Raw genomic sequence first — 23,077 nt, 5'->3', positions numbered from 1 at the left:
TGAGCCCTCACCTCGCTGCATCGGCGACTCTGCCTTCCAAGAACGCCGGCCTTGAAGCGAGCTGCAACAACTGTGAACCATTCGCTTCTAGCGAGATCAACAGGCGGTTGCGTGGTCAGGCGCTCTTCATGTTAGAGCCCGCGTTCGGCGACCTGAAGCGGTTGCAGGTTAAGCTCGAATATGTTTCGGCCTATAGCCTGCTTATCGCAAATGGGAGCGGGCAACCGCGGCGGCGGACGCCTATGCCTCCTGCGACATGCCAAGTGAGTACCCTCCGACAGTATCAGCCTCTCCTTCGCCCTCGATCAGCTTGCCAGCGCCGTCGACGAATTAAAGAAAGAGCGCGCGGTACCGGGTTCCTCGGATGCGGCAACGCTCGAGACTGCGACGGAAACCGCCATTAGTTCATGGTGCAGTCTTCGCTGCCGAACGAACTCGAAAACATTGTGCTATGGTAGCGCTATCGATATCGTGGAGAAAAGAACGATAAGACAGGAGAGCGATTGTGAGATTCGGGTTCCGAATGTGTTCAGCCCGTCGATGGGTTGGCCACCGTCTTGTGGGCCTGTCCGGCCTAACGATCGCCCTCACAGGGCCAGCGCTCGCGCAAACCGACGTCATGGCGCCGATCGCCGTACCGGCTCAGCCCGATGCAATCGTGCTTGGTACCGGTACAATCCCTGGAGCCACCGCATCGGAAGCGTGGCACACCCAATATGGCAGCGTGTTTGCGCGCAACGTCACCGTCGCGACCCTGACCCCCTTCCTGCCGGAGCCTGCCAAGGCAACCGGCACGGCAGTGATCGTGGCGCCGGGTGGCGGGTTCCGCACATTGTCGATGCAGAATGAGGGATGGGACGTGGCGCGCGCACTTGCCGCCAAGGGCGTCGCTGCATTCGTGCTGAAATACCGCCTGAACCAGACCCCGCAGGATCTGGCGACGTTCGCGCGCCCGGCGCCACAGGGCTCCCAACCACCCCGCCGTGACCCTGCCGCGATGATGGCGGGCCTCGCGCCCCAGATCGCCGATGCGCGTGCGGCGTTCGCGATCGTACGCAAGCGCGCGGGCGAATGGCATGTCGATCCCAACCGCATCGGCATGGTCGGCTTTTCGGCGGGTGCGATGTTGACGATGGCAACGACCGTCGCGGTGCAAGACCCAGCGCAGGACGCGAAACCGGCGTTCATCGGCAACATCTACGGTCCCCTCGCCGCGATGACGGTTCCGGCCGATGCACCGCCGATGTTCGTCGCGCTGGCGGCGGACGATCCCTTGGTCGGCAATAGCGGCTTGGGGCTAATCGACAGCTGGCGCGCGGCAAAGCGGCCGGTAGAGTTCCATCTGTTCGAACAGGGCGGCCACGGCTTCGGCATGTACCCGAAAACGACCACCAGCACCGGCTGGTTCGAGGAATTCGCGCGCTGGATGGACATGCACGGCTGGCTGAAGCCGGCGAAATAACGACGCCGATTTAGAGTTCTACGACATTTCCGCTGGATAGCTGCGCATGCAGGCGCGCACCGGCCACGATACCCAACAGGAGAGATATGTGCCACGCAAGGTCATCACCACCTTGCTCACTTCGGTGGGCCTTTGTACATTTTCCAGCGCGATCTACGCACAGTCGCTGACGGTATCTCCGGGCGAAACGCTGGAGACTCAGGGACTGAGTGTCATCGTCGACCAGAACCAGTTCAGCCCGATCTTCTTCGACGAGAAGAATGCCGGTATCCAGATCGTGCTCCACGGCGACCGGATCGCCACCGACGGCGCGGTGCGGCTCGACAATACGCCCGAGCAATGGGCGCAGGTTCCAGCCTTTATCAGCCGTACGCGCGGTACCGAACCCAACCAGCTGGTGGTGCGCTCGGCCTACAAGACCGCAAAGCTCGACTATGCCGTCAAGGTCACCGCGGAAGGTGACGGGTTCCGTATCGCCGTCGATCTAGACCGCCCATTGCCCGCGGAACTGGTCGGCAAGGCCGGGTTCAACCTCGATTTTCTCCCGACCGCCTATTTCGGCAAGACGTATCTGATGGATAGGGCGCCGGGATTGTTCCCCCGCCACCCAACCGGGCCGATGGCGAAGGATGGCTCGGGCGACCCGCTGCCGCTGGCGACCGGTGGCAAGTCGATCACGCTCGCGCCGGAAGACCCGATGACGCGCGTCACCATCACGTCCGACCAGGGGCCGCTCGCGCTGTATGACGCGCGTGCGCGCGCGCAGAATGGCTGGTTCGTCGTGCGATCGATGATCGCGGCGGGCGCCAAGGACAACGCGGTCGTTTGGCACGTCCGCCCCAACGTGGTAAAAAACTGGACGCGTCAGCCGGTCGTCTCGTTCAACCAGGCCGGCTATACCCCTGCCCGTCCCAAGGTCGCGCTGATCGAGCTCGATCCGAACTTCAAGGCGCCGGCGGAAGCGGAGCTGGTTCGGCTCACGGCCGACGGGGGAAAACAATCCGTGCTCCGCGCGAAAATCCAGCCGCGAGGACACTGGACTCGCTATGATTACGCCGCGTTCGATTTCTCGAGCGTGCGCGAGCCCGGAATCTACGCGATCTCCTATGCGGGGCAGACGACAAACCCGTTTCGCATCTCGGCAGACGCCTATGACAGGATCTGGCAGACCTCGCTCGACACCTTCATGGCCGGACAGATGGACCATGTCGGGATTCGCGAGCAGTACCGCGTCTGGTCCGCCCCCTCGCATCTCGACGACGCGCGTCAAGCTCCGCCGAACATCGTGCATTTCGACGGCTACAAGATGGGCGCGAACCTCGACTCACCGTTCAAGGCAGGCGAGCATATCCCGGGCCTAGCGGTCGGTGGCTGGCAAGATGCGGGCGACTATGACATCCAGACGCCGGAGAACGCCTCGGTGTTGCGCGACCTTGTGTGGGCGCGCGAGTTGTTCGGGCTCGACTGGGACGAGACGAGCATCGACGAGGCCGCACGCGCGGTCGAAATCCGCAAGCCCGACGGGGTCGAGGATTCGCTGCAGCAAATCCGTCACGGCACGCTGCAGCTGCTCGCGCAGTACAAGGTGTTCGGGCATGCGATCGTCGGCATCGTCGATCCGGCGCTGCGGCAATATGCCCATTTGGGCGACGCGGGGTCGCAAACCGACGGGCTGAGGTTCGATCCATCGCTGAAACCGACCGAGCGCAAGCCTGGTGCCTCGGGCGCGCAGGATGACCGCTGGGCGTTCACCACCGATCGTCCCGCGATCAATCTGATGGTCGCGGGCGCGCTCGCCGGCGCTGCGCGTACGCTTGCTGCAAGCGATCCGAAAATGGCCGCGGAAGCGCTGGCCGCCGCGAAGGCCATGTGGACCAGACAGCAGAGCGGCGTCGTTGCAGCAGGCGACGGGCGCGACGACTCCACCTCGCCTCGCTCCGCTGAGGGGGCTAACGTGGCTGCGACCGTCGAACTGCTGATCACCAGCAAGGGCGACCCGCTCTATGCCAACCGCCTGCGCGCACTGCTGCCGGTCATAAGCCGGAACTTTCGGTGGGTCGCGGGGCCGGTCGTGCGTGCCATCCCCTATATGGATGACGCGTACCGCTCACGGTTGGAACCGCTGGTCCGCGACATGAAAGCCAAGGCCGACCAGGATCAGGCGAAAAACCCGTTCGGTGTCCCGATCAGCGACGGGGCCTGGGCGGGATCGAACCAGGTCGTCAGCTTCGGCACGACGATGTACCTGCTGCACAAGGCGTTTCCGGAGTTGGTCGGAACCCGGTACACGCTCGACGCGATCGATTATGTGCTGGGGCGGCATCCGGCGAACAACCTGTCACTGGTGTCGACCGTCGGCACGGCGTCGAAGCTGGTCGGCTATGGCCACAACCGGGCGGACTACAGCTTCATTCCCGGTGGGATGGTGCCGGGCGTGCTGATCGTCAAACCCGACTTTCCGGAGCTGAAGACCGACTGGCCGTTCCTGTGGTTCGAGAACGAATACACCGTCAGCACGACGTCGGCCTATATCCTCGCCGCACGGGCAGCGATGGCCGCGACCGCGGAGGCGAAGTGATGCGCCGCGCATTGCTCGCCGCCGTCGCGCTGCTGGCGGCGGCTCCGCTGGGCGCGCAGGATCCAGCGCCAGAGCAGCCACCGCACTACACCATGATCAAGCTCTGGCCGAACGGTGCGCCGGGTTCGGCGACGCGCCGCGGCGAAGCGGAAATCGCGCGCGATTACTGGGTCCGGAACATCCACGATCCGTCGCTGATAGCCTTCCCCGCCGCTCCCAAGCACCGCAACGGCGCCGCGGTCGTGATCATTCCAGGGGGCGGCCACAAGTTGCTGGTCTGGACCAACGAGGGCACCAAGGTCGCGACCGCGCTCAACCGGATGGGGGTGACCGCGTTCGTGCTTAAATACCGGCTCGCGAACGAGCCCGGTTCGAAATATTCCATTGAGGGCGACGCGGCGGATGACGCGCGGCGCGCGCTGCGCTGGGTCCGTGCGCATGCCGCCGACTACGGGATCGATCCGGCGCGCGTAGGTGCGATGGGCTTTTCGGCCGGAGGCGAACTCGTGTCGCTCATCGCCGACAACCCCGAGCCCGCAAGTCGCAGCGCGGTCGATGCAGTCGACATGCAATCCGCGCGCCCCGATTTCCAGGTGCTCGTCTTTCCCGGACCACGCGGCATCCCGGCGACCGCGGTCAAGACCGCACCGCCAGCATTCCTGGTCGCCGGCAGCCTCGACCCTTGCTGCGCGGCGCCCACCGTCACACTCTATGAACAGTTGCGCAAAAGCGGGGTGTCCGCCGAACTGCACATGTATGCCGACAGCGGTCATGCCTTCAATCTCGATGAGTCGGATCGGATCTCGATCCTGCACTGGCCGGATCGCCTGAACGACTGGCTCGCCGACGGCGGCTGGCTGTTACCCCGGCCTGCGAAGTGAGACTCTGATGATAGACATCCTTCGAGTCCATCATCCGCGGCGGCGTTCCTTATTCTCGACCCAGTCGCGGACGTTGAAACCTCTCGACTCGCTTCCCGTAAGCGGCCGCTCGTTCAGCTCAGCTGCCTTACCGCTACTAAAGTTGCGCCGCTGCTAAATCGCCTATGATCGGCCATTAGCGGGCATTCCTTATCTTCTAGCAGGATAGTTTACCCACCGATCCGGCGCGCGCCTGGCTCCAGCCAGTCTGGCATTCAGCTTCAGGAAGGCATCGAGCGTCAGGTGCGGGATCGGCTCGGCGACAAGATCACGATAGACGACATTGAGGTTCGGCTCCGTTTCCCGAAAGTGCTCGATGATAGCGTCCGCCCGCTACCGCGTCAGCGGCTGGCACCCTGCAACGGAGAAACTGCGCGAAGCGCTCCGGCTTGCTTCTTCGAATTATATTTAACCACGCGGAAATAGTTCTGTGTTTGCGAAGGGTGCCGCCGACATGATCCGATGGTCGATTGCCGAACGATCGGCCCGATATACCACAAACTGACGCTGCACGCAGCATCAACACAACGTACGAACCAATGTAGGAACGACAGCATCTCGTTCCTTATACGTCCGCTATTTCAACGGTTTAACTTACGGCCGTGGCGGAGACGGAGTCCGCCATCTTCATATCCGCAATGATCCGGATCGGTCCATGGTCACGTTGTATATCAATACCTTAGGTCAGCCTTCCTTCCGCCCCAATCCGATCTAATCCGCCACCTTCCACATCGATATGTTGGACGCTATGTAGGGCGCATGAGTGGCAGCAAGCCTAACGGGCAACATCGAGAGAAGCGGCTTACGGCAGTCGCAATTCGAAACCTCAAGGGAGCGGGTTTTTACGCTGATGGCCATGGTCTCTATCTAAAAGTGGACGCATCCGGCGCAAAGCGATGGGTTCAGCGGATTGTCATTCATGGCAAGCGGCGCGACATAGGATTGGGGTCGGCCAGCCTCGTGACGCTCGCGGAAGCGCGGGAACTCGCGCTGGAACAGCGAAAGCAAGCTAGAGCAGGTGAAGACCCTGTCGCCCTCAAACGGGCCTCTACGAGCATCCTGACGTTCAAGGAAACCGCTTTACGGGTTCATGACCTTTCAGCACCAACATGGCGCAATGAAAAGCACGGTCAACAGTGGCTAAATACCCTAGAGACCTATGTTTATCCATTTTTTGGGTCAACAAGGGTTGACCACGTAACGGGCGCTAATGTCCTTACAGCACTAACTCCATTGTGGAATTCCAAACCCGAAACGGCCCGCCGCGTAAAACAGCGTATTGGCACGGTTATGAAGTACGCCATGGCGCAGGGTTGGCGCGGCGACAATCCGGCCGACGCTATTACAAAGGCACTTCCTAAGCACGATCGTTCTACAATTAAACACCATGAAGCCCTGCCCTACGATCGGGTTGGCGCTGCCCTAGCCAGCATCAAGGGGAGCGGCGCAGGTAAAGCGACGAAGCTCGCCTTTGAGTTCCTTGTCCTTACTGCTACTCGCTCCGCCGAGGCGCGAGAGGCCAAATGGGCCGAGTTTGACCTAGACAAGGGAGTGTGGACGATCCCCGGCAGCCGCATGAAGGCGAAAAAGCCTCACAGGGTGCCGCTGTCGCCTCGTTGCCTACAGATTTTAAAGGAGGCCAAGCTCCTGCTTCGAGACGATGGCCTCGTGTTCCCCGGTACGAAGCAGGGTAAGCCGCTTTCCGACATGACGCTGTCCAAGCTTGTAAAGGAACTTGGCATTGCCGCCGTGCCTCATGGCTTTCGGTCATCATTTCGCGATTGGGCGGGTGAAGCAACTCACCACCCGCGGGAAGTTATTGAGTTCGCATTGGCACACGTTATCCAGGACAAAGCTGAGGCCGCATACGCGCGGTCGGATCTTTTCGACAAGCGCCGAGAGCTTATGAATAATTGGGCGAATTTCGTCAGCGCCCAATGACGGCTCAGCCGTAAAGCACCGTTACCATGCCTTTCTGAGCGCCGTCGTGAACGTCGATGGCCCTCAAACAAAAACGGGCCCCCGTGAGGGAGCCCGTTGCGGCCGTGTTTCAGTTGGTCAGTGCAGCGTAGATGAACTGTCGTGCGGGCTACCGTCGTCTGACCCAGTGATCTTGATACCCTTAGTACGGAGCACATGCTCGCGGCACTCGCTCAGCGGGGGAAACGCGACCCACCGTCCGTTATTCATCTTACCCTTCTTCCGCTCTACGATTGCGCCGAACCATTCAACAACGCGCGGCTGGATCATGTCAAACGTCGCAGCCTTCTGTCCCGTAAAATGATCGGCGAGATAGTCCTGAGCCGCAATCCGGATATCCGTCATGCTATGTTCCGTGGTTTCGTCCTCATTCAGCGTGATCGCCCCATCGGCGCACTTTTCGCACTCATAAATTCCATTAGACAGCAGTTCGTACATGAAGCGGTCGAGACCACGGAGCGACTCAACAACCTGCTCGCGGAGGCCCGAGCTTGCCGGCGGGGTGCGGAGGATGTTCCAGCCATTCTCAGGCTTCCAATTCAGCAAGTCGTAGAGCATTGCCTCAAGGCCACCATTTCCCATCTGGCTCTTCATGTTTCCGAAGTATTCGATGTCGTTAATGTGGGCGTTCGTGGCATCCAATACGGCGAAGCGGCGCTCCCGGCCGCTTGCCGGGACGACCCACTTCTCGTTGGAAATCATGGCAACACGCATGAAGTTTTCGGCCATGTACTTGTCAACACCCTTGCGCTCGATCGGAATAAGTGGGCTAGTGATCAAATCCTTCAGAGTAGACTCGTTAGCCTGATCTCCGGCCCAAAATGCTTCCTCCATGAGCAATAAAAGCGTGTGCTCATACTGCGCATTGAAGTTGCCAACCACGCGCTTACCGTTCGCCTCCTTGAAGAAGTAGCTCGGCATGAGCTTATGAACGAAGTCGAACACGATCGACTTTCCCGTTCCTTTTTCACCACGGATAACAACCGCTACGGAGCCCTTTTCCCCGGGACACTGAAAGATGTGCGCCAGCCAAGTCATGAACCAGGCGTACTGGTCGAGCTTGCCAGCACAGATTACGTTGAGAATGTGACTGTGAAGGATCGACCAATCGCCCTCGCGCGGCTCAATCGGGAAACCACGGAAAAGGTTATAGATGAGCGGATCATCGTTGCCCGGGGCGAACTTGATCTCATCATAGGCGCGGTGACCATCCCACTCCAACCAATGCTTGAACGCCTTGATCTTCTTCAGGGAACCTTTGGTACTGCCTTCCATCCAGATCAGGCGGGCCGATTCCCGTAAGGCGGCATCCGCTGCAGAAAGGAACTTGGCCGGTTTGCCGTTGCCGGGTTCGAAAATGATCCGGAACGAGCTTCCCAAAAGGCCGGTTGCATAGTGCTCGTTCAGTTCCGGCAGGTGCTTTTTTTCGTCCTCGGTAAGATTGCGGGCATGCGCCGTGTCCATCCACTTCGGCTGCAGATGTTTCGATTTGCGCTCCTCAGCGGCTTCAGCTCGGCGGGAGTGGCGGTTGACCTGAAAATCGTCCGGTTTGCGGAGACTGCCTCCAAAACGGCGCCGGAGCGCGTCCAGGCGCCTGACGTGGTCGGGCTGATCGTAATTTTCCATTTTGTCTTTCTTATTGGATGAGCTCGGCAACGTCCGGCGCTTGGCCATGGAACAAGGGGGCTCTGAATGAACTGAGACAGACCTAGCTGGCCAATCTTTCCTCGATCTACCTGAAAGATTTACACTTGTCAAGTGTCACGCACACGTCTATCACTCTGAAAGTGATGCGCACGAAGGAATTGCAAAATGAGTGAGTCGCCTGTGGATCAGTCTAATTGCGCGCCCACGCTCGAAACTGACGACGAGCGCAAAGAGCGCTGGAAGGAGATGGGCGCCAGGATCAAAGCCGCTCGTGGCACCAAGAGCCAACAGAGCGTTGCCGATGAGCTGTCCGCTATTGTTCCTGAGACGCGACGGCGAACGCGTGCTGCGATTGCGCAATATGAGTCGGGCGCTAATCCGCCATCGTTTCAAACGATGTATGACCTCTCTCACGTACTCGGCGTGGACGCCGAGTACCTGATCTTCGGCGGACTGAGGTCTGCAATCATGGATACCACCAGAACAATGGCAATCGATTGGGCGACTAGAGACAATAACGCCGCCATGTACTCGCTGCCGCCGTCGCTAATCGCGGAGTTTGGGATAGGCGAAATGCGCCTAGATTACCTGCGGCTGGCTGTGGATGCCAGTGCACTGGGCGCACAAGTTGGAGACTACGTCTTGGTTGATAAGGGCGGCTCGGTGATAACAGCGGATGGCCGTCTGTACGCCCTAGAAACCCCCGCGGGGGCGTCACTTGTGCGCGCCGAAGCCATCCCTACCAGCGATGGCACCGTAATGCTCACGACGGGCAAGAACGCGACAATCGCGATCCAGCAGGCCTCGATCACCGCGCTCGGCCGGGTGGTCGCCGTTATCAAACGGAACCTCTGATATTCGCTACCCGATCGACAGAACCCAGGCCCGCCCCCAGGCTTCGCTTGATGCGGCCACCACGATCCCGAGTGCTCAACCTCAAGGCGTTGTGCGGTTTGTTGACTTTCCTATCTTTTCTACAAGCTAAGATCATTCAGAATGAGATAACCTTAGGGACAGACCAGGGGTTCTAGAAAACTAGGAAACAGCGGAAACGAGCATAGCCGCCTCTATCGCTGAGGCCGGCGCCCGAAAATCCGAAGCAGTGAGCCGGAACACCTGTTTGACTAGGCTTAGGAACATAGAGCTTTCTCAGCCAGCCGAAGAGAGCATGGTTGTGAGGCCTCCGGCAGCCTCAATGACCCTCATCCACAAAAGGGCGCGGGCGAGCACACCAGGCCAAAGCGATCCGAATCTTGTTGACAGTGTCACTTACATTGTGTATACGGGGCATCCATCAAAAAAGGACTGAACTCATGACCCCCGATTTTATCGGAGGAGCCGCTGCGTCTGCGCTCCCCGTTTCACCTGACCGCTTTCTTCGCCTGTCCCAGGTTATGGAACTGGTAGCCTTCAAAAAGAGCCACATCTACGCGATGGTTGCATCCGGCACCTTCCCCGCTCCTTTGAAGCCGGGTGGCTCGGCTTCACGTTGGAGCCAAAACGATGTCCTGGATTGGCTCGCCAGCTTTACTTCAACGAAGGTACACTGAGATGGCTAGCTCAAAGCAGGACCTATTTGCTGAAGCTCTGAATACCGGCGAAGACTATTTCAATGCTAGCGTTGATTTTATCGTCTCCCGCTTTGGCAAAAGGGTGGCGGAGCAGAACCTTGTTGCCGCCGGTCTTGGATCTTTGACCATGGCCTTCGACTTTCACTCCAGTACCATGCGTCGTCATACCGACCTTGTCGAGAAGAGTCTAGATCAACTGTCCTCCACCCTCAACGACCTGAACTGCAAACTAAACTAATAATACCAGTCTCGCCGCTTCTATACGGCGCCGCGAGATATAGAGTTGCCCGCCGGAGCTTCGGTATCGAAGTATTACGGAGTGCGCAATCGGATATCCCCCCGACAACGCGCTACGGGTTGCCCCGTAATGCATTTGACAACAGCGAAGTTCTACAATACTTTGATCTTGTAAGCGAAGATTTATCATCACTCACCACGCATCACATTCCATCACGGCTTGGGGGATACAACACTACGCAGCCCCCACGTCGTGTATTGGTCAGGTCATAATTCGGGTTACTGGGCAATTATCACATGATGTTTGCCTTACGAGTTCTTCCTCGTGGTTAGATCGCGGTCGTTAACCCGGCACTACGAAAACAAGAGTACTGAGCGTTAGCCGCATTGGGCGTGATGCATCACCACAGCGGGTTGGACGCTCTCCAAGTGAGTAGTTCGGCGAAGTCATATAAGGTTTGAGGCAGTCGCCGCGTCCGGCGCTGCCTCATGACCGGCTCTACCGCCAACTAATAACTTACGCTCCCCCCAGTTCGTGGTGGCATGTTTATGACGGCGTAAGCCACGCCAAACTGCCAGCGAGAAAAAACTCCAGTGATCCGCGACGATAATCTTGCCTAGCGGCGTTCGTCCGTTGCGCTAGTCAAATGTCGCTATTATCTTCACCAAATAATACTGAATTTGTGTGTGTCTTCGCCGAATTGGCTTAACTCTTCGGCCAAGCGAGCCCCTTGACGTCAAAGGTAAGAGGCTGGTTTCCGGCTTGATAGAACTGGAGCTGGACAATCATCTGCTGCGCCCCTTTTATTCCGCGTTCGATAGATTTGCGGTCGGCGATAAATATGATGTTGCTCGCGTTGTCGTCGGCTCCACCTGCCGCCATAGATCTTACGTTGTTTTTGTCAAAGCGTACCCGCACTTGGCAACCGGAGTATTCACAAAGGATCTGACCGTCTTTTTCCAGCGCTACGAAAACGTCTCTCCCATGTTGAGGGCTGTTTCTCAGACACAGGCGGGCACGAGTAGCCTCATAAGGTGAGTTAAGGCGTGCCGTGTCACGCGAAGCGATACATGCCGTTTCGATCCTCTTATCTGTCAGCGGATCAACCGTTGAAGCATATTCCCACTTCTGGTTCACGTTGTCCCGTGGATACTGCGCATCGATACTTTTAAGCAGCTCTTCGCTCTCGGCGAGGGTCTTGTTCGTATCCTCCATCATCTCCCGATGACTGGCCATACTCCAGCTACCGAAGACCATTAAGACGCTTAGGACAATCGCGGTGATCTTCCGCTGGTGGTTAAGCGACGGTCGTCCACTCCCTGCGACGCGATCCCACAGCGGTTCATACAGACAAAGCACCACAATCAGGGTCATTACCCAGCCGACCGACGTGCTGATAAGCATCCCCAATATCAGCACTGCCGCGATCCAGAGCCAACGTAACGACTTCATTTTTCCCTATCCCCTTGTTCGTGCCCCTTTGGCCTAAGGCTATTCCACTGATCTGCCCAGCTTGATAGCCGCGGACCGATCCCAGGCCTCTACGGGATGCCCCCCCCCCCCCCCACACACACATCGGTCAGAGAGCCGCCGCTTCGTCGCCGCGGCAATAGTACGCACACATGATGCCCGGTCGGGGGGTGGGCGTAATACCGTGGTGCGCCTACTTGTATTGACTTGGGCGGGAGCTCAAAGCGCTATTGTATGCGCTGTGCGGTATACCCCCTTGGGTCCCCCCGCGGGTGTATTTTACGTGCTTCTCCGCGCGCCTGATCGCGGCCCGGCTCACGCCATACCGCTTTGCTAGTAGGCCCAGCGAGACGCGACCGCACGATCGATTGAAACTTGTGTCCGTTGCGCGCCCGAAAAAGCAGGCTACAGCGTTTGCCGATTTTGCACGGGCAAGGCCCGCTTTAGTCCGTTCGACTAACAAATCTCGCTCAAACTCTGCAACCGCGCCTATGACGCCCGTCGTCATCTTTCCTAGAGGCTGGTTAAATCGACTCCGCCAAGCGCAAGGCAGTGGACGCGAACGCCATCACTGGCCGGGCGGACAACCGTCGTTCTACATCAAAGGCGTTACGGCCAAGCTGCTCCCACTCGGCTACAAATCATAACGTCGCCAGCTTTAAGATGATCTACCAGCTCAGCGGGACCCGAGCACTCGATCGCAGCTACGCGCTTGATCGGACCGCAACGAGGATAAAGGCATCGTACGCCTTCGCGCTGTAACGACTCCCAACATTAAAATGCACAGTTTCCAACGGACGCTAAACGATATTACGCCTCCAAAGCCCGGTAAACACTCGCTCTACCGATCCCCAGGCGCTTAGCGATGTCGCTAGGGCCTACGCCCTCATTACGCAGCGAACGCACCGCAGATACGTCTACAGAAGGCTTTCGGCCCTTATAGGCCCCGTTCGCCTTAGCCTTCGCGATGCCCTCTAGCTGGCGCTCTTTGCGGATCGCCGTCTCGAACTGCGCAAACACACCGAGCATTTGAAGGAAGGCAAGGCCGGCGGGGGTGGAGGTGTCGATGGACTGTTCGGTCGCCCGTAGAAAAGCACCCTTCGCCCTCAACGCCGCCACGATCTTCTCCAAGTCCGCTACCGACCTCGCAAGCCGATCTATCCGGGTGACCATGAGCGTATCGCCGTTACGAATGAAGGAAAGCAGGGTGTCTAGTTCGTGCCGCCCTTCGGTCGTCGTGCCGCTCTTCTTCTCGGACCGAATGAGCGTGCAGCCGGCAGCGCGAAGGGCATCCTCTTGCACCGAGCAATTTTGATCGTTGCTGCTAACCCGCGCGTAACCAATGATCGTTGTCACAGCGAAGTGTCCCAATAGCTTCTTAGAGATTCGTTCTTACGTGTCTCAAAGATCAGGAGTCAACCCTATCGGTACGAGTCCCTTGTACCGCACGTTTGTCCCCTAGAGGTTTACCCTATTCAGACGGCTTTGTAGTTCTGGCTTGGACGTCTACGATCGCCGAAAGGAGATATCGATGACGCGAGAGGTTGCTGTCCTGTGGTCCGAACCGACAAATCCGCCAACAGCCTCTTCGAAGCAGGATCGCTTTGATTATGGCACTGACTTGAAGGCCTCTCTTCGGGAGGCTCGCACAGGCGACGCACCTAACGCCGGGTTAGTTGGCTTTGTCCGTCCAGGAAGCGGCGCGTTGGGTAGCACCGTGTTTGACCCCGCCGCCGTCGCCATCCTGTGTGACGAGTTCGCCCTAGGGGGATTATGATCATCCGCCCTCCGAATGCCTCAGTGCTTAAGCAGCGTCAGAAGCGCTTCGATCTGGATGACCCCATTAGGAGGGTATTGAGGTCTTTAGCCTTGTCGATTGCGCAAGCTACCATAACCTAGGCTCCCAAATTTTCCTCGGGCGAGTTGACTGTACGCGCTTGGTCGACCTCTGGCTCCTGTTCGTAGAGCCTCTCCACAAGATAATACAGCCCGCGCAGTGTAGTTACCGCTAAGCTACCGAGCGGAATTGAGATTGCGACGATAGCAGCACCGCGTAGCCATCTGTGACTCCAGGTCGAGTAATGATCAAACGCTTTAAAGGTAACGGAAAAAGGCGTAAGCAAGGGTGCAAGAGCAGTTATTAGCATTGATCCCAGCGCTAACATTAGCGATACCAGGGCCATATAGCCAAACATATAGCAAATATACTCTCGACGGCTCAACTTCTCGCCTAAGACAGCGCCTTTCGGCGGCTTTCTAATAATTCCAACCTGTATTGTTTTATCCAAGTCCGCAAATGATGAACTAAGTGTTGCTACCGCGATAAGCGCAGCCACGTAGAATCCTAGCAGGACGGACGAAAAGCTACCAACTTTGTCAAGGAGGCCGTCTTTATGAAAGTAATTGGCTTTATCGAACACAATGAAAGGAACTGAAAGCGCCGATGAGAACAGCAACCATCCCCATATATCACGCCTTATAACCCTCGCACCTGACGAGCTACGCAGGCCAAGATAATCAAGGGGAAATAGCAGCTTCATTTCTACGGCATCAGCTTGATTGCGGCGTTAACAATTCTAGTTACCACGCTAGTAGAGCAGGAAGGCAAATCATCTTTGAAAGTCAACAACTCCGATCTCACGAACAAAATTTCTGCCGCTGCGTTATCGCGGTCTATTACTACCGTTCTCTGTCTATCATCATCGAGCTGAACTTCGACGGTAACCTGATCCCAAGAGCCCTTCGTCCCCTCCACGAAATCTTTAAACTTCGCTTTCCATCTCGCGCTCGTCGGGTCACCTACTACCTTATATCGGGCCCGCTCTGATTTAGGCTCTACAATACCTGCGCCGTCTGGCACGTCTACGGCAGCCGTACGAGTCAGCGTAAGATATCGAAGCGCTGATTTGTTTTTTAGTGCGGCATCCAGATTCTCAGACTTTACACCTTCCGCCTTAAAGGTTGTATTGGTATCTAGGCTTTTCTTCTTAAGAGTGTATGGATACTTGAAGTCGTGGAGCACGCGACGAACAATCCCTAATACGGTCGTTGCGCTTAGCCCCGGTATTTCTTCTAATACTGCGGGATAGCCGCCATCATCGCCGGGACTCGTACTAATAACAAAATGACTCGAGACCACCTGATCCTCATCAAGTTGCTTAGCGGTCTGACGGAGCACAACTTCGTTTTTAATCTTGCGTCGATAAGCTGGATCCGCGGCGTTCGGACTAGTACGGTGGAATAGAAGAACTACGACCCCCTTAGCTTCAAGGTGATCTGCCTTGATCAAATCAATCGTGTCTTTGCCCTCGGACGCCGTTGCCTTACCAAGGACGATAGCTCGCCGTAACGCAGCTACGATACTGTAAGGGCCCGTCGGAGTGACCAAAGGAAGTGCCGGCGACCCCGACTCCCTCCCCTTCCAACGCACATTGTAACGTCTAAAATATCTTTGCCGCTTGTCTACCAGCATTCGAAGCCCCCCTAATACCTCAACATGGCGGTTCCACCGGGGGTTGCCAAGCCAGACCGGTCTAACAATAATGTTCGATGAGGCGGGGACGGGTGGTATCCCCCGATCATCGGGCTGTAATCCCCGCTATCCCTGCCGATCGCAAGACCTAGGGGTATCGCAGCGCGAGCTTGCCCGACGTTTGCCCAAGCCACCGTCGTCCGTCTGCAAAGCTGAGCAGGTTGAACGCCGCCTGGACGTGCTGGAATTGATCACGATAGCCGAGACCATAGGAATGAGGGAGCCGGTGCTCACTGGCACCCTACGTGCCGCTCTGCACGCCAACTTCAAGCTACCCCCGCTCGAGTGCAACGCAGCGAGGCAACGACGCAGCCCACCTGTACGCAATCGGCGCTCCCAATGAACAGGGCGCGTCCGGTGCGGTACCCTAGATTTCGATACGGCTACCCGAACGGCACGGAATCGACCGTTTTCGATGCACACGGCAAATCTTCACGACCGTTTTAGCGGGCTTCTCCGCCAACCGCTGGAACGACCTAACCTGTCACACCGCCAAAGCACCGCTTCGTATGGTGACCATAAGAACCGCCGCAAGCATGATTCACGATGGGACGGAGTCTGTGTTACCATCGCCGAGCAGTTCCTTGGGTGGATTGGCCAAAAGGTACGCCGAAAGCTTCTCCCGCAACCGCTGTGCGTGCTCGTCGTCGATCTGGTCGAAGCGCGCAAAGAACTCCTCGTTGATATGCGGATTGTTTAGCGTCGACCCTCTGTTAATCAGGTATCTGCAACGGTCTCTGATAATCTCCAGCATCGCCGACGGAGAATATGACGCCCTGATATCGACTAAAGTCTGTAAGCCCTTCTTTGTCGCGATGCTTTTAATGAGTGATGACGCCTTCTTGGCGCTAATCCCTTCTGTGATATTCACGCCTTCTCGATCAATAATCGAAGGCGGAAGTATGTTCGCGATCTGATCGCCATCTACATGCCGGCCGGAGACCTGTTCAGCGATAATCTCCAGATTACTTTGATAATTTACTAGTTTGAGGATATCCTCGACGGCATAAACGTCTTTGAATCCAATATTCTCGGCAAACCAGTCGTCGGAAACAAACGGGCATCTCGTACGATTGAACGCAGATGGGGATATCCCGCCCGACAAATCGCATTTCTCGATATATTCAGACGCCGTGTATTGCTTCTTATTAATCGATTTAGCTTCGTTTACTGAATAGCTGTTCTTCTGCCCAAACAAATCATACAAATCGTCTATGGTTATACGCTTTGCCGCTATGTCAGCGAAGGCGAAATCTACCTTAACGTATTCCCATATTTCGTCAGTCCACTTCTTCATATCGAGTGGGGTTAAATAATAGCAATATGTTGGAACTTGAACGCCTGACTTAAAAAAGCCGACGATCCAATGCATCTCTAACCATTTTTTTATATGGTCTGGACCGAAGTCACGCACAGTCGATATGCTGTTATTCGTCGTGGATTTAAGTTCAAATAAGAAGCGATGGCCCTGATGATCGAGGAAGGCGTCGGGATCGTGACGGGCGCGGTCGGGGGCCTGCTTTAGATTGAACATCGCGACCATTACGTTTTCACGCGAATCATCCTGAACCGCCATAGCCGGAATTCCTTTCAATCGCTGTTAGAGAGCGGCGGCGATGGCGGCTGCTACTGCATACCCCATGGGCGGCGCTACGGAGTTTCCGATAAGCCCCAAGGCCTTATAAACCGGTGGTTCAATAGGCCAATCGGCCGGAAAACCCTGCAAGACCATACAGTCCAGGATTGACAACCTAAAATGATTGTCTTTTGCAATAAATGCCGATGCTGCCTCCCGAGTCGGCGCAACGCCGTTAGGCCAAATAGCTAATTGAGCCCATTGCTTTGCCGCGGTAGCGCTATTGACTACACTGGTCGTATGGCGGGGGCCAGTTAGGCCACTACGCAACGTTGGTGCGAGCGCGTCTACGCCAATATCGCCTAGACCTAATGCGGACCGTGCACCCATGGTAAATGGAAGGTTCGACAGCACGCCCGTATCCAGTTCCCATTGATGAGTGGGACGGGGCGGTTCAAATCTCCTTGCCGCAGCCTTAGTCTTAAATCCGACCATAAACACCCGACGGCGGCGTTGTGGAACGCCGAAGTCGGAAGCCTCTAGCTTAAACATAAATATTGAATATTTGGGAGATAGTGGGTCGAAGAAATATTCCTTCAAGTACGGTTCGAACTTTTTCGTTGCGAGCCCAGAAACGTTTTCACAGAGAAATGCCTTGGGCTCTACGTCAAGAACTGCCCGAACGAATTCTGGGATCATATCACGCGCGTCCGCCGCACCTTGACGATTTCCTGCGTGGCTAAATGGCTGGCAGGGCGGTCCGCCATGTAGTACGTCTACACGACCCTTATATTTGCTCCAGTCAACCTTAGTAACATCACCATCGTCACCTGAGAAGATATTCCAGTCCGGCCGCGCAGCCTTCAAGAGATCGCCGGCAAACGATAGCAATTCATATGACGCTACGTGCCGGTAACCTGCCCTCTCGAAACCAATATCTAAACCGCCGCCGCCGCTGAACAGACTTAGCGCGCGTATCTTGTTTTCCGGCAACTGCGGCATCAAGCTCGAAGGACTGAGATTCGGAGTAGGTATCTCATATTTCGGCTGGAGGCATTCACCGCTAACCGCGCGCTTTTTGGCCTCTTTCGAAGCAAGGCTGATATCCCGAAAACGCGCGCGCTCTCGATCGTCAATATCTCGCCCCTTGTACCACGGCGCCTCGGTTCCGCTCGATGCGTAGGGCTTATCGCTCAGCCGCGTTGCCAACTCAAATTCCCGTCTTCAAATTCAAAGCCCGTCGTAAACCACAAGCGATTCGTTTGATAAGCGGAAAAATCGAACCAAGATCGTATGTTGGGCAGCTTGTGGGCTGCCGATCAAAGATCAAGATAATTCCGAGTTTTTTCAAGCCCTTAGCCAGGCGGTTGGCGGAGACGGAGGGATTCGAACCCTCGGTACCAGTAAACCCGGTACGGCGGTTTAGCAAACCGCTGGTTTCAGCCACTCACCCACGTCTCCGGACCCGGCGGCAAGCGCGGGCTATAGCCGGGGTCGGGCGTGCGATCAACGCCTTGCGGACACGGTTCGGCACGAATTCGACGGCCGCCCCTCAGTCGTTCATTGCGCCGTAACCCGCGGCTTGGTTTAGTGCGCATTCGGTTTGGGGAACAGGTTACATGCGTCATTTCTGGCTGGGCCTCGCCGCCCTTGCGACCTTGGGCAGCGGCAGCGCGTCGGCGCAGGTCCGCACGATCGATCCCAACCAGGCGATCGACGCCGATCTCTCGCCCGCGCCGCGCCCACGCGCTAGCGTGCCACAGCGCGAACCGGCGCCGAGTTACCCGACCGAACAGACGCCGGTCCAGCCCGCGCCCACTCCCGTGCCGGCCGACCGCGCATCGCAGGAGGCCCGCGCGGAGGCGACGACGCAGGCCGCCGATACCTATCAGCGCGACGACCTGCTCGCGGCGGGCGAAGGCGTGTTCGGCCAGGGCGCGGCGGGACTCGGCGGCATCCTCGAAAACATCCTCAAGGACCAAGGCCAGCCCAACGCCTATATCGCCGGGCGCGAGGCGTCGGGCGCGTTCATCCTCGGCGTCCGCTACGGCTCGGGCATCATGAGCCACAAGGTCGAGGGGCAGCAGCCGGTCTATTGGACCGGGCCGTCGGTCGGCTTCGACGTCGGCGGCGACGCCAACAAGGTCTTCGTGCTCGTCTACAACCTGTACGACACCGAAGAGCTCTACAAGCGCTTCCCCGCGGTCGAAGGGCGGCTCTACCTGGTCGGCGGATTCGCCGCGACCTATCTGCGCCGCGGCAACGTCGTACTGATCCCGATCCGGCTTGGTGTGGGTTGGCGGGCCGGCGTCAATGTGGGGTATATGAACATCACGCATAAAAGCCGCTGGTTGCCGTTTTAAGGCGAAGCGCGGCAGCGGCTACGCCGCTGACTCGCGCAAGCCCGGCCGGCGGCTGAAAGCCGTCCGACGACGCGCCTGTCCTGAGCGCCTGCCTTGCAGGCAGTCGAAGGGGGCTTTGCCCGTGGCGGGCCTCCGACTTCTCCCCTAGGCTCATCCCATGGCCAAACCCGACCGCCTCGCCCGCCTCGACGCCCAGCGCGAGGATCTCGAATCCGAGTACCGCGACACGTTGATCGCTGCGCTGGAGAAGACCGCGCGCGGATCGCTCGGGCTGTTCGGCCACGGCACCGACCGCCGCGTCCGCGCCGCCATCGCACCCACCATCGACACACTCACCGAGCTCGGCGACACGATCGACTCGATGCGCGAACGCCTGCTGATGGAGCCGTTCGCGCTTCACCGCGCGTTCTTCGCGGCGCGCGGCCCCGTCACCGCCAGCGCAGTCGGCGAAGCCAAACAGGCGAAGGCCTGGCTCGAACGCCTGACGGACTAGCCCGTGAACCGCCACCCCAGCGTCGTTCCCGCCAGGAACGGCACCACGGACGAATCGCCCTCGCCGATCCGATCCGGCACCACGACGTCCTCGCGCACCAGAGTCACGGTGCCTTCGTTGAGCGGCAGCCCATAGAAGCGCGCGCCATGTTCGGACGCGAACCCTTCGAAATGCGCGAGCGCCCCCTCTTCGTCGAACACGCTCAGATACGCCTCGAGCGCGAACGGCGCGTTGAAGATCCCGGCGCAGCCGCAGCCCGATTCCTTCGCACCGACGACATGCGGCGCGCTGTCGGTGCCGAGGAAGAAGCGCGGGCTGCCCGATACCGCCGCGGCGCGCACCGCCAGCCGATGCGCCTCGCGCTTCAGCACCGGCAGGCAATAGGCGTGCGGCCGCAGGCCCCCGTCGAACAGCGCGTTGCGGTTGATCATCAGGTGCTGCGGCGTGATCGTCGCGGCGATCGGGTGATCCGCCTCGGTGACGAACGCCGCGGCCTCGGCCGTGGTGATGTGTTCGAGTACGATCTTCAGCGCGGGATAGTCGCGCGTCAGCGGCGTCAGAATGCGCTCGACGAACACCGCCTCGCGGTCGAAGATGTCGATATCGCGCGCGGTCACCTCGCCGTGGATCAGCAGCGGCATCCCGATCCGCTGCAGCGTCTCGAGCACGCCCGTCAGCGCGCGGATATCGGTGACGCCGTGCGCCGAATTGGTCGTCGCGTGCGCAGGGTACAGCTTGCACGCGGCGAACACGCCCTCGGCATAGCCACGTTCGATCTCCGCCGGGTCGATCCCGTCGGTCAGGTAACAGGTCATCAGCGGGGTGAAGTCCGCCCCCCCGTCCGCCGCGCCGACCGCCGCCATGATCCGCGCGCGATAGGCCGTGGCCGCCGCGACGCTGGTCACCGGCGGCGTCAGATTGGGCATGATGATCGCGCGCGCGAACTGCCGCGCGCTGTACGGTGCCACCGCGTCCAGCATCGCGCCGTCGCGCAGATGGAGATGCCAGTCGTCGGGGCGGCGGATCGTCAGGCTATCGGTCATCCCGCCCTGTTATCGCCGCGCGCTCCCCTGCGCCAGCCGCGCGACGCTTGGAAATCGGGCGGTGCGCACTAGGTGAGGAGGATGGACCAGCCCGCGCCCGCAACCACCCTCACCGATCGGGCGGTGATCCGCGTGTCCGGCGCCGACGTCCGCGGCTTCCTGCAAGGCCTCGTCACCGCGGATACCGCCGCGCTGACGCCGACCACCCCCGCCTGGAGCGCGCTGCTCTCGCCGCAGGGCAAGGCGCTGTTCGATTTCATCCTGTGGGCGGACGACGAAGACGTGCTGATCGATGCCGAGGCGACGCAGGCCGACGCACTGGTGCGCCGCCTGTCGCTCTACCGCCTGCGCCGCGCGATCGCGATCGCGGTCACCGATCTGGCGGTGCACTGGTCGCGAGTCGGCGGGGCCGGCGTGCCCGATCCGCGGCTGGCCGCGCTCGGCACCCGGTGGATCGCCCCCGCGACCGCCCCCGTGTCCGGCTGGCTCGCGCACCGCCTGTCGCTGGGCGTGACCGAGGGGGTCGGCGAGTTGGGCAATGGCGAGACGCTCTGGCTCGAATGCAACGCGCGCGAGCTGAACGGCGTCAGCTTCACCAAGGGGTGCTATGTCGGCCAGGAAAACACCGCGCGGATGCACCACCGTTCGAAGGTCAACCGCCGCCTCGTCGTCGCGCCGCTCGGCGACCCCACCGACCGCACCCGGTCGCGCTATCCCGAGCTAGGGCTGATGGTCGAACACCGCCGCATCGATGCGCTCGGCAATGCGCGGATCCCCGACTGGCTGGCCGCCGCACTGCGGGATTAGCACTGCCCTAAAGGCCGCCCCCCAACACCCGTCATCCCAGTGCAGGCTGGGATCTCCAGACGCACGCGCGAAACGCAGCCGCAAGAGACTCGCGCTAAGCCGGACTGGCGAGGCCGGCGCCGGATCGCCGATCCAACGCAAGGTGGCTCTCCGACGCCCGCCAAGCCCCGCACCACGAAAAAGGGGGGCCGGCTTGCGCCGACCCCCCTCTTCAACTTTCAGCTCAAGTCCCGAAGGATTTGAAAGCTTACTGGCCCGAACCCGGACCGTACGTGACTTCCACGCGACGGTTCTGGACTTCGCGGACGCCATCGGCAGTGTCGACGCGCGGACGGCTCTCACCGAACGCTTCGGTCGAGATGACCGAGTCAGGGATGGCATGCGACGACAGGTAAGCCTTCACGCCGTCAGCGCGACGCTGCGACAGACCGACGTTGTACGACGCGCCACCCGACTTATCGGCGTGACCGGCCAGCATGACCTGTGCGTTGCCGCACGACTGGTACTGCGTGACGGCGTTGTCGAGGATCGACGCGGCCTCAGGCGTGATATCCGACTTGTCCCATTCGAAGAACACGATGAACGGACCAGGCGAGCAGACGACTTCCACCGGTGCCGGGGGAGCGACGGGCTCAGGCGGCAGCGGCGCAGGAGCAGCGGGCTCCGGCGGCGGGGTCGGCGTACCGAAGTTGTACGTCACGCCACCCAGGATGCTGTGCGAACGGTAGCGACCGTCGAACGTGCGGTTGGAGACGTCGACCAGCTTGACGTTGTCGGCATTGAAGAAACGATACTTCAGCGTCGCGTCGATGTGGTCGGTCAGCGGTGCACGGATACCGGCGAGGCCCTGATAGGCGAAGACGGTGTCCGAATCGTTCAGCAGGTCGCCGTTGTTGTTCAGGGCGTACTGTGCCTTGACGCGAGCGACACCAACGCCGCCGCCGACGAAGCCCTGGATGCCATCATCCGGACCGAAGTCGAGCAGGCCGTTCAGCATGAAGCTGAGCGCCGAGGTCGAACCACCAGCATAGTCATAGCTGCCGGCCGCTACGTTGCGACGAACGCCGGCGCCCGTGAAGGCGGGCGTGGTCGTGGTCGACGAATAGCCGTCCACGGTTGCCTTGCGGTAACCGACTTCGGTTTCGAGGCGGAAGCCACCGAAATCATAGCCCATCACGGCGTCGACGTCATAACCATAGTCATGGTCGACGGTGGCTGCATTCTTCAGTGCAGCGATGTCGTAATCGATATCTTCAACGATCATCGCACCGCCTTCGACGCCAACGTACCACGACTTGTCGCGGGCGAGGGCGGGAGTGGCGAGTGCGGTGGAGGCGAGTGCCAGAACGACGGCAAGCTTCCGCATACTAAATCCCCTTATCATGAGTGTCACACGG

Annotated in this window: 20 protein-coding genes and 1 tRNA gene; 10 read left to right on the top strand and 11 right to left on the bottom strand. The window is 59.1% G+C overall.

Annotated elements, in window-relative coordinates:
* The first annotated feature begins 523 nt into the window (after positions 1 to 523).
* The 4 genes from U1701_RS04320 to U1701_RS04305 all read left to right on the top strand — a co-directional run bounded on the left by U1701_RS04320 (position 524) and on the right by U1701_RS04305 (position 6,901).
* The gene (locus U1701_RS04320) at positions 524 to 1,462 is read left to right on the top strand and encodes an alpha/beta hydrolase (RefSeq protein ID WP_332781281.1); all 939 of its coding nucleotides are present in this window, start codon (positions 524 to 526) and stop codon (positions 1,460 to 1,462) included.
* Between the two features lie 88 nt (positions 1,463 to 1,550).
* Entirely contained in the window at positions 1,551 to 4,040 is a 2,490-nt protein-coding gene (locus tag U1701_RS04315) for a glycoside hydrolase family 9 protein (protein WP_332781280.1), read from the top strand.
* Positions 4,040 to 4,921, top strand: a complete 882-nt coding sequence (locus tag U1701_RS04310; protein WP_332781279.1) for an alpha/beta hydrolase — start codon at positions 4,040 to 4,042, stop codon at positions 4,919 to 4,921. Before U1701_RS04315 ends, U1701_RS04310 begins: the two co-directional genes overlap by 1 nt.
* A 798-nt stretch (positions 4,922 to 5,719) precedes the next feature.
* Positions 5,720 to 6,901, top strand: a complete 1,182-nt coding sequence (locus tag U1701_RS04305) for a tyrosine-type recombinase/integrase (protein ID WP_332781278.1) — start codon at positions 5,720 to 5,722, stop codon at positions 6,899 to 6,901.
* A 117-nt stretch (positions 6,902 to 7,018) separates the two neighbouring features.
* On the opposite strand, the gene U1701_RS04300 is transcribed toward U1701_RS04305, so the two are convergent.
* Positions 7,019 to 8,614 carry a primase-helicase family protein gene (locus U1701_RS04300; protein ID WP_332781277.1) on the bottom strand — a complete coding sequence of 532 codons (1,596 nt, stop codon included), beginning with the start codon at positions 8,612 to 8,614 and terminating at the stop codon, positions 7,019 to 7,021.
* Positions 8,615 to 8,752: 138 nt separating this feature from the next.
* On the opposite strand from U1701_RS04300, the gene U1701_RS04295 reads away from it, so the two are divergent.
* The 3 genes from U1701_RS04295 (at position 8,753) to U1701_RS04285 (ending at position 10,396) form a co-directional block, all read left to right on the top strand.
* Positions 8,753 to 9,442: a helix-turn-helix domain-containing protein gene (locus U1701_RS04295; protein WP_332781276.1), complete on the top strand. Its 690-nt coding sequence runs from the start codon at positions 8,753 to 8,755 to the stop codon at positions 9,440 to 9,442.
* Positions 9,443 to 9,900: 458 nt separating this feature from the next.
* Positions 9,901 to 10,137, top strand: coding sequence for a helix-turn-helix transcriptional regulator (locus tag U1701_RS04290; protein WP_332781275.1), 237 nt, complete (start codon positions 9,901 to 9,903; stop codon positions 10,135 to 10,137).
* A 1-nt stretch (position 10,138) separates the two neighbouring features.
* Positions 10,139 to 10,396, top strand: a complete 258-nt coding sequence (locus tag U1701_RS04285) for a hypothetical protein (protein WP_332781274.1) — start codon at positions 10,139 to 10,141, stop codon at positions 10,394 to 10,396.
* 705 nt (positions 10,397 to 11,101) lie between these two features.
* Here U1701_RS04285 and U1701_RS04280 read toward each other — a convergent pair.
* The 8 genes from U1701_RS04280 to U1701_RS04250 all read right to left on the bottom strand — a co-directional run bounded on the left by U1701_RS04280 (position 11,102) and on the right by U1701_RS04250 (position 18,435).
* Positions 11,102 to 11,848, bottom strand: coding sequence for a hypothetical protein (locus U1701_RS04280; protein ID WP_332781273.1), 747 nt, complete (start codon positions 11,846 to 11,848; stop codon positions 11,102 to 11,104).
* Between the two features lie 211 nt (positions 11,849 to 12,059).
* Complete coding sequence (locus U1701_RS18675; protein WP_443025990.1) at positions 12,060 to 12,374, bottom strand: recombinase family protein; 315 nt, start codon at positions 12,372 to 12,374, stop codon at positions 12,060 to 12,062.
* A 302-nt stretch (positions 12,375 to 12,676) separates the two neighbouring features.
* Positions 12,677 to 13,222, bottom strand: a complete 546-nt coding sequence (locus tag U1701_RS04275) for a recombinase family protein (protein WP_332781272.1) — start codon at positions 13,220 to 13,222, stop codon at positions 12,677 to 12,679.
* A gap of 539 nt (positions 13,223 to 13,761) precedes the next feature.
* The gene (locus U1701_RS04270; RefSeq protein ID WP_332781271.1) at positions 13,762 to 14,406 is read right to left on the bottom strand and encodes a hypothetical protein; all 645 of its coding nucleotides are present in this window, start codon (positions 14,404 to 14,406) and stop codon (positions 13,762 to 13,764) included.
* Positions 14,407 to 14,408: 2 nt separating this feature from the next.
* Entirely contained in the window at positions 14,409 to 15,338 is a 930-nt protein-coding gene (locus U1701_RS04265; RefSeq protein ID WP_332781270.1) for a hypothetical protein, read from the bottom strand.
* A gap of 601 nt (positions 15,339 to 15,939) precedes the next feature.
* Positions 15,940 to 16,974 (bottom strand): hypothetical protein, encoded by a 1,035-nt coding sequence (locus tag U1701_RS04260; protein ID WP_332781269.1) that lies wholly within the window; start codon positions 16,972 to 16,974, stop codon positions 15,940 to 15,942.
* A 24-nt stretch (positions 16,975 to 16,998) separates the two neighbouring features.
* Positions 16,999 to 18,183 carry a DNA cytosine methyltransferase gene (locus tag U1701_RS04255; RefSeq protein WP_332781268.1) on the bottom strand — a complete coding sequence of 395 codons (1,185 nt, stop codon included), beginning with the start codon at positions 18,181 to 18,183 and terminating at the stop codon, positions 16,999 to 17,001.
* Between the two features lie 159 nt (positions 18,184 to 18,342).
* Positions 18,343 to 18,435: transfer RNA gene (locus U1701_RS04250), tRNA-Ser, on the bottom strand.
* 158 nt (positions 18,436 to 18,593) lie between these two features.
* On the opposite strand from U1701_RS04250, the gene U1701_RS04245 reads away from it, so the two are divergent.
* Positions 18,594 to 19,337 carry a DUF1134 domain-containing protein gene (locus U1701_RS04245; RefSeq protein WP_332781267.1) on the top strand — a complete coding sequence of 248 codons (744 nt, stop codon included), beginning with the start codon at positions 18,594 to 18,596 and terminating at the stop codon, positions 19,335 to 19,337.
* A gap of 157 nt (positions 19,338 to 19,494) precedes the next feature.
* Positions 19,495 to 19,830 (top strand): hypothetical protein, encoded by a 336-nt coding sequence (locus U1701_RS04240; RefSeq protein WP_332781266.1) that lies wholly within the window; start codon positions 19,495 to 19,497, stop codon positions 19,828 to 19,830.
* Here the strand turns inward: U1701_RS04240 and pyrC are convergent.
* Entirely contained in the window at positions 19,827 to 20,873 is a 1,047-nt protein-coding gene (pyrC, locus tag U1701_RS04235) for a dihydroorotase (protein ID WP_332781265.1), read from the bottom strand. The genes U1701_RS04240 and pyrC overlap by 4 nt on opposite strands.
* 81 nt (positions 20,874 to 20,954) lie before the next feature.
* Between pyrC and ygfZ the strand changes: the two genes are divergently transcribed.
* Positions 20,955 to 21,680 carry a CAF17-like 4Fe-4S cluster assembly/insertion protein YgfZ gene (ygfZ, locus tag U1701_RS04230; protein WP_332781264.1) on the top strand — a complete coding sequence of 242 codons (726 nt, stop codon included), beginning with the start codon at positions 20,955 to 20,957 and terminating at the stop codon, positions 21,678 to 21,680.
* A gap of 247 nt (positions 21,681 to 21,927) precedes the next feature.
* Here ygfZ and U1701_RS04225 read toward each other — a convergent pair whose 3' ends face one another.
* Entirely contained in the window at positions 21,928 to 23,046 is a 1,119-nt protein-coding gene (locus U1701_RS04225; protein ID WP_332781263.1) for an OmpA family protein, read from the bottom strand.
* Positions 23,047 to 23,077 lie beyond the last annotated feature (31 nt).

It is taken from the genome of Sphingomonas rhamnosi, assembly GCF_036663615.1.
Classification (GTDB): Bacteria; Pseudomonadota; Alphaproteobacteria; order Sphingomonadales; family Sphingomonadaceae; genus Sphingomonas.
This window is presented reverse-complemented; position numbering and strand designations above follow the sequence as displayed.